The organism is Orbus sasakiae (genome assembly GCF_039542345.1).
Taxonomy (GTDB): domain Bacteria; phylum Pseudomonadota; class Gammaproteobacteria; order Enterobacterales; family Orbaceae; genus Orbus; species Orbus sasakiae.
Map to the genome: position 1 here is coordinate 1276365 of NZ_BAABHY010000001.1, position 13269 is coordinate 1289633.

General features: G+C 37.0%; 8 protein-coding genes. 1 reads left to right on the top strand and 7 read right to left on the bottom strand.

Annotated elements, in window-relative coordinates; translation table 11 throughout:
• Positions 1-126 precede the first annotated feature (126 nt).
• The 7 genes from ABEA36_RS05550 to ulaR all read right to left on the bottom strand — a co-directional run bounded on the left by ABEA36_RS05550 (position 127) and on the right by ulaR (position 11089).
• Positions 127-1614, bottom strand: coding sequence for a hypothetical protein (locus ABEA36_RS05550; protein WP_345489658.1), 1488 nt, complete (start codon positions 1612-1614; stop codon positions 127-129).
• A 290-nt stretch (positions 1615-1904) separates the two neighbouring features.
• The gene (locus ABEA36_RS05555) at positions 1905-2705 is read right to left on the bottom strand and encodes a DUF1266 domain-containing protein (protein WP_345489660.1); all 801 of its coding nucleotides are present in this window, start codon (positions 2703-2705) and stop codon (positions 1905-1907) included.
• 355 nt (positions 2706-3060) lie between these two features.
• Positions 3061-6513, bottom strand: coding sequence for a pyruvate carboxylase (locus ABEA36_RS05560; protein ID WP_345489662.1), 3453 nt, complete (start codon positions 6511-6513; stop codon positions 3061-3063).
• Positions 6514-6750: 237 nt separating this feature from the next.
• Positions 6751-7662, bottom strand: coding sequence for a metallophosphoesterase (locus tag ABEA36_RS05565; protein WP_345489664.1), 912 nt, complete (start codon positions 7660-7662; stop codon positions 6751-6753).
• 127 nt (positions 7663-7789) lie between these two features.
• Positions 7790-9013 (bottom strand): GNAT family N-acetyltransferase, encoded by a 1224-nt coding sequence (locus ABEA36_RS05570; protein WP_345489665.1) that lies wholly within the window; start codon positions 9011-9013, stop codon positions 7790-7792.
• 219 nt (positions 9014-9232) lie between these two features.
• Positions 9233-10300 (bottom strand): L-ascorbate 6-phosphate lactonase, encoded by a 1068-nt coding sequence (gene ulaG, locus ABEA36_RS05575; protein WP_345489666.1) that lies wholly within the window; start codon positions 10298-10300, stop codon positions 9233-9235.
• Positions 10301-10327: 27 nt separating this feature from the next.
• The gene (ulaR, locus tag ABEA36_RS05580) at positions 10328-11089 is read right to left on the bottom strand and encodes an HTH-type transcriptional regulator UlaR (RefSeq protein WP_345489667.1); all 762 of its coding nucleotides are present in this window, start codon (positions 11087-11089) and stop codon (positions 10328-10330) included.
• Between the two features lie 454 nt (positions 11090-11543).
• Here ulaR and ABEA36_RS05585 point away from each other — a divergent pair, with 454 nt between their 5' ends.
• Positions 11544-13265 (top strand): PTS ascorbate-specific subunit IIBC, encoded by a 1722-nt coding sequence (locus ABEA36_RS05585; protein WP_425571895.1) that lies wholly within the window; start codon positions 11544-11546, stop codon positions 13263-13265.
• Positions 13266-13269: the final 4 nt, after the last annotated feature.

Consider the following 13269-nt stretch of genomic DNA (forward strand, 5'->3'; position numbering starts at 1 on the left):
ATAGATCGGCATTAATATGCTATAGATACAGATAAAATCGATCATAAATATTTAAACTTAGCACTTAGTACATCATTAATCGTATAAGAATTAGATAGACTTTGCTGCTTCAGTTTCAAATATACGTTACTCCTGATTGACACAAATTGTCGCCATGTTGTTATTCATGCTTGTCCACCCAACCATTCCGTTATTACTGAAAACAATATAGCGACGCGTTGTTTGGTAAACTTCTCTTACCCAAACGGGCTGATTTGGGAAAAGGGCTGAATCATAATCACTCATATAACTCCATTCAGCAAAAAAACCATCTCCAACGACGCGTTGATATACCGAACTCGATGAGGTCCCCACCCATCCGTAACCTGACGTATTGGTTAAATCAGAAATTGATGGCACGGTATAATGGTTTGCATTTAAATTGCTGCACCATACATCACCATATTTACCATCTGTATCGGTTGCTACGCCATTACCTACCCCAACTAAAGGGGAATTATCATTTGATGATGCCGTGTTATATTGACTTTTATTACCTCTAAAAATAAACCATCTTTTTAATTCAAAGGTATAACTGATACTCACATTAGGAGTAACAGATTCATCGGTTGCAATAATCGTAATTTTAACAGGCGCACTTTGACTGCCACTAAATACATCTGGCTTTACGCTCGGTATCGTTTGTGTATTTTTATCACTAAGCAAAACATCGGGGCCATTTAATGTCACTCGTACCATACTGCTATTATAAAAATTAACAAAACCATAAACATCCGATGCTTTAGAATGATCTATTGTCGCTGAAACATTACCATTAGAGGTGACTTGCCAGTTCAAATCATTTGCATTTAATCCATTGATAATCAAATAAAAATATAATTGATTTGCACCAGTAGTCGGAAAATTATTAGCACTTACTGATTGATTAGCATACCCATATGCACTATTCCATATGCCATTATTCGGGTCATTTTGCGCAGTACCATATTGCAAATTAGGTGAAGCAAAACAGATGCTTGGCGTAAAATTAAGTGCAAAATTACGGTAAGGGATAACGGTTATTGTTTGATTTGGATAAGCCTGTATTGCTGGATCACCATATTCTGTCGATAGTGAAATGGGTCCAGTAATTTTCAGATAAGGTGTAATCCCCTGTGCAGATAATTCACAAAAGGTTACTAATTGTTGATCTGAGCTTAACTCATATTCAGTGGCACTATCCGCATAATACCAGTTAATGCCAGCACCAGATAAGCTAAACCCACTGTCACCATCATCATCAACAACATTATCCCCACTAATTAATGGAAGAAAAGCGATGTCTAAATCTGCTAAAATTGTAGCCGGCGACACATTCCCAGCAGTATAGACTGAATTAATTTTATTCGAAAACTCATCACTTGAAAAATATTTGCTGCCATCGTAAATAATGCCAAATAAACCAAGCTCTGCACCATTTTGTATATCGGTTTCAATTTGGGTGGAAAAACGAGGTACTGTCCCTTTTATCGTCTGACTGGTCGACACCGTTAGTGCACAATAACCAAGATTCGAATAAAATACACATAATAAAAAAAACGATAACCACGAAGTCCGCACGGCTAAAAGTAACATTTTTAACACTCGTTTATGATCAAAAATCATGATAAAAAACTTAAACCTACAATAATGTCATTGGCTATAAGTTAATTATGACTAATTTTGATAAATTTTTTTTAAAAATAAACGAAAGTATAACAGCCAAAATCAAAAGTATATAACTGGTAATAACGATCAATATTCACATTTTTAATAACCAATAACTATTCATAAGATCTTATTGATCACTGCAATCTATTGAATCATTGAATAGATTAATAAAAAATGCCGATCGTAGATCGACATTCATTTGGCATAAAGATAAATTAATGTGGTAATGGGTATTTTAACCAAGGACTTTTAGGATCACTGATTGCTTGAAAATAAATATCAAATAAACCCGAAATTGCCCCATCATCATGGCTCCAAATTGAACGACCTAACATATAACTCTGTCCAAATGCATTCCAGCTAGTAAAAGCCATACTCAACTGCGGCATGATACTATCAATACTTTGCCAAGCCTGCTCAGCGGTAATATAACCACATGTATAACTTGCCCTAGCAATATAGACTAAGCGTCCTAAATCCCAAGCTAGAGCTCCGCGTTTAAAAATATCCTGCACTTCATTAGAATCCGCTGCGATTTTATACTCAATGAGTGTTGCAGACACGGCTTGAAGTGAATCGGTGTAATTATAAATATCATTTTGATCCATCTCTGGAAAGTGTAGTTCGATATAACTTTGCCATTGTGATTTATCCACCGCTAAAAAGGTTTGGATAGCGGCATTATATTCTTGATGGATTAGACCAAATGTTTTAAGCCTTGCTAATGCACTGTCAGTTGAATAAATTCCCCATGCACTACGTAAACGTTGTTTTTGTTCGGCTTTGATTGCACCTACTTTGGTTGTTTCGAGCGTATCAGTATAAAACATATTTTGCTCGGCAATAATCAACGCAGCGGATAACGCGAGTTGTCGTTCATAGGATAAATTAGCTGTTTTATTTGGATTACAACTAAATGCTTTATGTCGGAAAACATTAATTAAAAGTAAGATAGTGCGACCAAATTTAAACCAAACGATAGCCATAATCACTAAGATAATAATGATAGTTGTCATGTGTCATTTCCTTTTTATATTGTTTTATTGTTTTATTGTTTTATTGTTTTATTGTTTTATTGTTTTATTGTTATTAATTTTATGGATTAATTTATGTTCATGAACAATAAATTATAGTATATGTGGTTTTATGGTTTTAAGCACATAAATAATGATTATCTATAAATGATTAACTCACTTCACGGAGATATCGTAAATATCATTTTCTTAATTAGCTGATTTTAATCGAGATAAAAATAGGTATGACGAAAGAAGTGATGAATAAGTACTAATGATGTACAAATAAATACATTATTTATGACTGTCAAAAAAAATGCCGATCATTGATCGGCATTAATATGTGTAGAAGTAAGGGTTATGCTAATTCAATCAAGAGATCATGAGTTTCAATAACGCTACCTGGTTTTATATAAACCTGTTTTACGACCCCATCACACTCAGCAGTAATGGTTGTTTCCATTTTCATCGCTTCAATCGATAATAAGGCTTCACCTTTTTTCACTTTTTGACCCGCTTTCACCGACAGTAAAGCAATCATGCCAGGCATAGGGGCCGCAACATGATAAGGATTACCAACTTCAGCTTTGCGTGTTGAATTGGCTTTTTGCTCTTTACCCGCTTCAGGCACATCAATGGTTCTCGGTTGACCATTCATTTCAAAAAAGACTTTCGCTAAACCACTGTCGTCATTTTCAGCACGGCCGGTACGACTTATCACAATCACTTTGCCTTTTTCAATCTCAATGTTGACTTCTTCTTGGTTTTGCAAGCCATAAAAGAAATTAGCTGTCGGTATCTTCGATACATCGCTATATTTTTCAACGTAGCCTTGATAGTCTAAATACACTTTTGGATACATAAGATAAGCAGCGAGTTCTTTATCATCAACTGTCGCAATGTCTTTATTCAATAATTTAGCCAATTCTGCTCGGGTCTGTTCAAGATCAACTGCGGGTAAAAACGCACCGACCCGACCTTTAATAGGCTGTTCACCTTTTAAAATACGTGCTTGAATAGCCGCAGGGAAACCATCAGGTGGAAAACCAAGCTCACCTTTCATCATTGATACCACTGAAGCAGGAAAATCAATTTCATAATCAGGATTTGCCACATCCTCGATCGTCAGATTATTGACCACCATATAAATGGCTAAATCTCCAACCACTTTTGACGTTGGCGTAACTTTTACAATATCACCAAATAAAGTGTTAACATCTCGGTAGGCTTTTGATACTTCAGGCCAGCGTTCAGCAAGCCCCATTGCTCGAGCTTGTTCTCGCAAGTTGGTATATTGACCACCCGGCATTTCGTGATTATAAACATCGGATGTTCCTGCAATATTTACATCAAATGGTTTATATAATGCGCGAACGCCTTCCCAATAATTTGAAATTTGTAATAATGACTCACGGTTTAAACCAGTATCACGTGATGTATGCTCAAGTGCAGCGACAATCGATCCTAAGTTTGGTTGAGATGTCATTCCACTTAATGCATCCATCGCACCATCTACCGCATCACAGCCAGCATCAAGTGCAGCGAGAACCGATGCGGCTGAAATACCACTTGTATCATGTGTGTGGAAATGAATTGGCATCCCCACTTCTTCTTTGAGTGCTTTGACTAATGTTTTTGCGGCTTCAGGGCGACAAACACCCGACATATCTTTAATACCTAAAATATGTACACCTGATTTTTCTAGCTGTTTAGCCAGTTTAACATAATAGTTTAGGCTATATTTGGCACGTTTTGGATCAAAAATATCGCCTGTATAACAAATTGCCCCTTCACATAATTTACCTGAATCAAGCACCGCATCAATGGCAACGCGCATGTTATCAACCCAGTTTAATGAATCAAATACACGGAATAAGTCGATACCATTTTCAGCAGCTTGCTTAACAAAGAACCTCACCACATTATCAGCATAGTTTGTATAGCCGACTGCATTTGATGAACGCAGTAACATTTGTAACAAAATATTCGGTACGGCTTTGCGTAACTGAATCAAACGTTCCCAAGGATCTTCTTTTAAAAAGCGCATCGCCGTATCAAATGTTGCTCCCCCCCAACACTCCAATGAAAAGAGTTCGGGTAACATACGCGCGTAGTAAGGCGCGATAGCAAGCATATCATAACTACGCATGCGGGTTGCAAATAATGATTGATGCGCATCACGCATTGATGTATCCGTAATTAACGTCTGCGGTGTACTTTTCATCCACTCAATAAAACCTTGCACACCAAGCTTTTGCAAGCGGTCACGAGAACCTTCCGGAATGGCTGTATTAAGTTTACAATCAGGTAGGGTTGGTATGCTTAAAGGTAATTTTGGTATCTCACGCCCTTTCATCTCTGGGTTACCATTTACAGCAACCTCACCAAAAAATTCAAGCAATTTGGTTGCCCGATCTTGAGGTTTATCAAACACAAACAATTCAGGTGTCGTATCGATAAAGCGCGTTGTATAGTTGCCCTGATTAAAACACGGATGAGTAATAACATTTTGTAGAAAGAGTAAATTACTGGATAAACCGCGAATTCTAAACTCATGTAAAGCTCGGGTCATCGTTGACGTCGCTTCTTCGACGCTGCGTCCACGGGCCGTTACTTTAACTAATAATGAATCATAATACGGAGAAATGACCGCGCCAGTATACGCGGTTCCTGCGTCTAATCGAATGCCACTCCCCGAAGCACTGCGGTATACTGAAATACGACCATAATCAGGTGTAAAGTGATTTTCAGGATTTTCGGTGGTAACACGACATTGTAATGCATGACCTTGTAAATGAATATTTTGCTGACTGGGAACATAGCTTTTTTCATCACCGATTTGATAACCTTCAGTGATACGAATTTGAGCTTTAACAATATCAATACCCGTGATTTCTTCGGTTACGGTATGTTCAACTTGAATACGAGGATTGACTTCAATAAAATAGAATTTACCTGAATCTACATCATATAAAAATTCAACGGTACCAGCATGAGTATAGTTGGCCGTCTTAACTAATCGCAACGCAGCTTGGCAAAGTTCTTCACGCTGCTCTGCATTAAAGTATGGCGCAGGAGCGCGTTCAACCACTTTTTGATTACGACGTTGCACCGTACAATCACGTTCAAATAAGTGAACAAAGTTACCATGTTGGTCAGCTAATATTTGGACTTCAACATGACGTGCACGGCGAATTAACTTTTCAAGAAACACTTCGTCATTGCCAAAAGCCGCTTTTGCTTCACGTCTTGCAACGTTAATAGCAGGTTCAAGTTCAGTTTCATTTTCAACCGTACGCATACCGCGTCCACCACCACCCCAGCTTGCTTTTAGCATAAATGGGTAGCCAATAGCATTGGCCATTTTTTTCACTTCTTCAATGTCACGCGGTAGTGCTTCTGTCGCAGGAACGACCGGTACATTCGCCACTTCAGCCATATGCCGTGCAGCAATTTTATTACCTAAATTACGCATGACATCGCCGTTAGGACCGATGAAGGCAATCCCAGCTTTAGCACAAGCATCTGCAAAATCAGGATTTTCAGATAAAAAACCATATCCAGGATGGATAGCATCGACATTGGCTTCTTTAGCAATACGAATAATATCGTCAATATCAAGATAAGCTTCGATAGGTTTTTTCCCTTTACCGACTAAATAGGATTCGTCGGCTTTTAAGCGGTGTAACGCTAAGCGGTCTTCAATTGAAAAAATACCAACAGTGCGAATTCCTAGTTCATAAGCAGCACGAAAAATTCGAATCGCAATTTCACTGCGGTTGGCAACCAAAATACTACGAATTTCTTTCATATGACCTCTTATTAATTATTTATTTACCTTATTGATGTCAGGCGTTTATCGCCCACAAAGAGATAACATCAGTAACTATGTTTATCGAGTATACGCAATCGTTATTGCTTAGACAATAATTTCAGTAGGGTTATCATACAAAGTAATAAACTAACTCAATGAAATAAAAAACAATTATTAACGTAAATAGCATTACGCGTAAAAATTAAATAATGATTAAACTATTTTTAAAATAAATTAATAAATGAAATGTTGGTTAACCAATTGCAACTCACCTTGCCAACGGTAAGCAACAAGTTTACCTGATGCCAATGCGGCTGAATAATCCACACAGGCAATATAAGGTGTTTGGATAATAGGCGTACCAGTTAACCAGTAATGACCAAAAAAAACCGGTTTACAATCTTGATAACTGTCTAATGGAAAGTCTACTTTACGTTGTAATGCATCAATTTGCTCATCATCAGGAATCAGGCACAATTGATTTAATGTATCGGCTTGATTTAACCACCATTTAATTCTCGATTTATGGCGTGTTGTCCCCTCTTTGTCTTGATAATATACCCCTTGTGGTAAGGTAATTTCTTTGCCTTTTAATAACACTTCACAATAATCAAATAGCGCTGTTTTTGGCGTAAAAGCAGCTTGAATAGCACTCTCTTTGAGGCAATGACGGTGATCAAGATAGGGCATAATTTTATCTATCACCTGATTATCCCAACAAGCATGTATCACACGAATAGCGCTTAAATCTAAAAAAAGGGGTAACGATTTAAACCAGCTTAACCATTGCTGATGAAGCGGGCTGCTGTCACCCACTTGCGATAAAAACACCTTATGCTGTTTGTGATGAACATGATTATGTTGACGTAAAAAGGTATCGGGCTTTTGTTGATTTTCTGTCATCCAACCAATTGCATTAAATTCATGGTTCCCCATTACAGCATAAGCGTTACCATTATCAACCATCTCTTTGACGATTTGCAATGTCTCAAGTTGATAAGGACCTCTATCAATAAAATCACCAACAAAAATCACTTTAAAGTCAGGGTGATGAAAGCCTTGATCCGATTTTTGGTAGCCTAGTTTTATTAATAATTGTTGTAATTTTTTTGCTTGTCCATGAATATCACCTATAATGTCAAACATATGATCTTACATCCCCCGTTTTACACTTAGATAAGGCATGCGATTTCTGCCCCACTTTATTGAGTTAGCTTTTCTATTGATTACCCTATCCACGCTTATCAAACAGTCATGCTATTAACTGATAACATTAAAAATAATCCGAAAAATACGGTTGTTTGGCTGGAATCATATCATCTAATACTTCAATCATGACTTTATCTGTTTTTAAGCGTTCATATTCATAAAAATAGCTCGGTCGCCTAAAATTCATTAGCATTGATGATAATGTTTGAATAGACAGTGTAATGCTTTGTCCACGAGCTTGATTATCGACACACAATTGATTATTGTGATCAACATAAAGACTAAAAATGCCATTATTCCATTCAGCAACGGGATCGTTAATTACGAAATGAAATGGCTCTTTAGGTAAGGTTGCAAACGGATACGCTTTTAAAAATTCAGCCACATCGACAATACGCGCCATATAATAGGGCTCAATAGTTTCAGCAATTTTGCTATCAATTAACTGGAAAGCAATCGGATCATGACGGTATATTCGTCCTTTAACTTTATCTACCATGGAATAGTGAGCGTAAATAAAGTTCCACAAGCCTTTACGTGCTTCTTGGCTTAGATAGAACATGTCCTTAACATAAAACACATCATTGATAATCCAATAAAACATGACACCCATCGCATGACTATTTTCATCATAGTAAACCGCTGCGGTACGTTCATTTTCATTTTCCCAACGCCAGTATTCACTCCATGATAATTTGCTACGAATCAATGCACCATGATTGGTGTAAGAAAAACGATTATAGACATCAATAACATCGTCTTCATCAATATCAAGTCGTTCAACAAACCCTGGCTGATTGTCATAGTGCGGCAGTTGAAAATCACGAATATCGAATGTGACGCGTTCACTAAATAATTCCCAGCCTTTTTTACGATAAAATGGGACGGAATAGGGATACAGATAAGAAATCCATTGTTGATTATCACGCATTTTGGTTAAGGCTTGCTTAATCAAGTCATTCATTAATCCTAAGTTAGCATACTCAGGATAAGTCCCAACGCCAGTTAATCCTGCCATTTCAAAGATTTTGTTATGAATATTAACTTGGCATGGGTAAATACACAGCTGTGACACTAATTTATCTTTATTAAACCAACCAATGACATCCGTATTTTGAATGACAGGACGCTTATCCCTTAATAGCTCACCGTCTTCTTCATAACCTGATTTTTCAATATCTCGACTGGTTACTTGAAACACATAACGTAAAAGCTCATCAAATTGGTCTAAATGTTCAAGCGTAACGGGTTTCATGACTAATTTATCGCGGATATTTTTGTTTGACATAGTCCCTTCTATTTTTTCAAGAAATGTTATCTTACAAATAGCAGAGCCCATTACTAAAGTCAAATGGAGTCGATAGAATTACCTTAATTTTACTGATTCCTGCCTAAAGAGGTCACATTAAAATCAGGTTTGAACGGCGAATTGTTATTTTATGAAAGGCTCGCAGTGTGAATATGTTAGCTAACATATTCACACTGCGAGTGGTATTTAATAATTCATTTATAGGAATGAACGATAAGGTAATTCAGGTTCATCAACAAAAATATCCCTAAAACCACGATAATGTTGATAATGCATTTTATGTTTATCTGTTGGGTAAGTATATTTACCACCCACTTGCCAAAAGAATGGTCTAAACCCATACGCTAAACGATCTTTTTTCATTTGCCATAAAATTTCAATTTCACGTGGATCGCTTTGGAAGTTTGCCCAAATATCATGGTGGAAAGGAATAACAACATCAGTATTAAGTGATTCAGCTGCTCGTAAAATATCTGATGAGGTCATTTTATCTGTCACACCGCGAGGATTCTCACCATAGGAAAGCAATGCAACATCAATCTTATAATCATTGCCATGTTTAGCATAGTAGTTTGAATAATGAGAGTCACCAGAGTGATATAGTGAACCGCCACTGGTCTCAAACAGATAGTTTACCGCGCGATCGTCCATTCCATCTAAAATTGCTTTATCTGTCGAAGATACCCCTTTTGGTAAGGTCACTAATGATGTGCGATCAAATGAGTCTAACACTTTAATGCTAATATCGCCGACATTAATCGTATCCCCCACTTTAGCAATAATACAGCGTTCAGCGGGGACGCCCCAACTTTGCCATAATTCAACACATGCTTTAGGACCGATAAATTTGACACTTGGTGCACAATTTTTAATGACAGCAGAGGCCACATTGATATCAATATGATCCGCATGGTCATGGGTTGCCATGACAGCATCAATCTCTTTAATCGCAAAAGGATCTAATACAAATGGACTGGTTCTTAAATTTGGTTGCAATTCACGTACACCGCCCATCCGCATCATTTGATGTTGTTTGTTCATTAAAGGATTAGCATGAGTTCGTTTACCCGTTCCACACCAAAAATCGACACAAATATTGGTATTCCCTTCTGATTTTAACCAAATTCCGGTACATGCAAGCCACCACATGGTAAAGGTGTTGGGTGCGACTTTGGTATGTTCAATTTCTTCATTAAGCCATGTTCCCCATTCAGGAAACGTATTAAGTATCCAAGATTCACGGGTAATTTCATTTATTTTGCTCATGTTATATCCTTCTTAATTGAATAAAAATTAGACTAAAATAACGTCTACGCCCTGCTGTTTAATACTGTCTATGACCTCTTTATTGGCTTGTTTACCTGTAATCAAAATATCAATTTTATTTACAGGACAAAAAAGCATGCCGGAATCGACTTTTGTATCGACTTTTGAACTATCGACGACCACAACCAACTTTTCGGCTTTGGTTAAAATCTGTTGCTCTGCAACAGCAGTTAAAATTTCCGTTTTATAAAGCCCAGTTGAAGTGAGTTTTTTCCCACTGGTAAACATCCATTTACCCGCATAGCTATTTGCAATATCTGCGATGGGATTAAGAATAAGATTTTGAGTTTTATTATATTGTCCGCCCATAATAATGACGTTTTCATGGTCATTATCAATTAAGTAGCACGCAAGCGGGAAATAGTTAGTAATAATTGAAACATGTTTACCGCACAGTTCTCTACCTAATAAAAAGGCCGTTGAACCACAGTTAATCACAATATTATCGCCTTCATTACAGAGTTTAGCAGCCCTAATCGCAATGCGCGCTTTCTCGTGGTAATTGTCAGTATTACCTAAATCAAGTGGCGCCCAAATTGGTTTTTTCTCCTCGATTTTCATTACACCATTACGGACTTTTTTAATTCGTCCTTCGTTATCAAGTTTTGTTATATCACGCCGAGCTGTTGCTGGTGAAATCATAAAATATTCGACAAGTTCAGCCACTTTCACCATGCCCTTTTGGTTAACCAAAGCAACGATTTCATTATGTCGTGTTATTTCATTCATGGTAGCCACCTTTAAAAATTAATCATAAAAAATCATAAAAAGATTATTTTTGATATTAATTTTCATTGTGATTTATGTCAATTTATTTTTGTTTAATCAAAAAATAGCAATTTTCAATACTCTAATTAATAACAATTAAAATACAAAAAAAGCAAAATTAGAATGGATTAAAACAAAAAATTGAGACATTTATCACAGTTATCTCTGTTAAATTTAATGAATAGTGATCGCAATCAAAAAAATCATAAATAATCATTAAGTGATTTATTTTGATTATGTAATATGAGCCCGTGATCGCAATATTACATCACCAAGCATAAGTTAAAACGAGATGAATAAATGGGATATGAGGAAAGTAATTAATTCAATATGGAGCTGTAATTATAACCATGACCAATGAGAGGTACATATGGAAGTAATTTATAACGTTTTTTATATTTTTTATAGTCAAGTCATGACCAAGGCCCCACTGTTACTTGGGCTTGTGACGTTTTTAGGTTATTGCCTACTACGTAAAGATATCACAACCATACTAAAAGGCACAATTAAGACGATCGTCGGTTTTATGTTGTTGCAAGTTGGGGCGGGTGTTTTAGTCTCGACCTTTAAACCCATCATAGCCAAACTGTCTGAATATCACGGAATAACAGGTTCAATTATCGATACCTACGCATCTATGGTTGCCGTTGAAAATGGCATGGGCGAATATTATTCTTGGGTAGGTTATGCCGTATTATTGGCATTAGCAATCAATATTGTTCTGGTGATTTTTAGACGAATTACGGGCATCCGAACCATAATGCTAACCGGTCATATCATGTTTCAACAGGTCGGTTTAATTGCATTATTTTATTTCTTATTTGGTTACAGCATGTGGGAAACCATCATTTACTCAGCCATTATCACTGCCTTATATTGGGGAATATTCTCTAATATGATGTTTAAACCCACAGAGGCTGTGACAGGGGGAGCCGGTTTTTCGATTGGCCACCAGCAACAATTTGCATCATGGATTGCCGTTAAAGTTGCGCCTAAACTTGGCGATAAAAATGATTCGGTTGATCATCTAAAACTACCAAAATGGTTACACATATTCCACGACAGTATTGCTGCAACAACCATTGTGATGACGTTTTTCTTTGGCATTATTTTATTATCATTTGGGTTAGATAATTTACAAAGTATGGCTGGAAATACACATTGGACAATCTATATTTTTGAAACAGGTCTCAAATTTGCCGTCGCCATTCAGGTCATTGTTGGCGGAGTAAGAATGTTTGTTGCTGAACTCTCTGAAGCGTTTAAAGGGATTTCTGAAAAGTTAATTCCTAATGCAGTCTTGGCTATCGATTGTGCGGCCATTTATGCTTTTTCACCCAATGCGATGGTGTTTGGATTTATCTGGGGGGCACTCGGCCAATTTGTGGCAATCGCCTTATTACTCCTCTTTAAATCCCCGATTATGATTATTCCTGGATTCATTCCGATGTTCTTTTCTAATGCCACAATCGGTGTATTTGCTAATCATTACGGTGGTTGGAAAGCGGTCATGAAAATCTGTTTTGTGATGGGGATTATTGAAGTACTTGGTTCGGCATGGGTTATTAATATTTTCAGTCAAAATGGCACGCCAATTGATGCGTGGATGGGAATGGCTGACTGGGCAATTTTATTCCCACCCATCTTACAAGGCTTATCCTTATCTCATTTGTGTATCTATTTACTGATTGCTTTAGCGTGTATTTATATGTTTTTTGCAGCGAAGCAGTTAAGGCAAGATGAGCATTCTGCAAATCATGGACACGATAGCAATGATGTAAATCAAGATATTAATCCACACGTTGTTGCCAAAATGGAACAGGTGGCGATTGAAGAAGGCAAACCCGTTCGTATTTTAGCTGTCTGCGGCAGTGGTCAGGGTTCATCAATGATCATGAAAATGAAAATTGCGAATTATCTTGATCAAAAAGGCATCAATAACGTGATGGACTCCTGTGCAGTGACTGACTATAAATCACGTTTAGCTAATGTCGATATTATTGTTGCCTCAAAACACCTAATACATGAAATCGAAGTGGGTGAAGGTCAGCATGCCTTGGGTGTTCAAAATATGTTAAATCCACACACTTTTGGCGATGAGTTAATCATGTTAATTAATCAGGTTATAACGCGTTAATTTC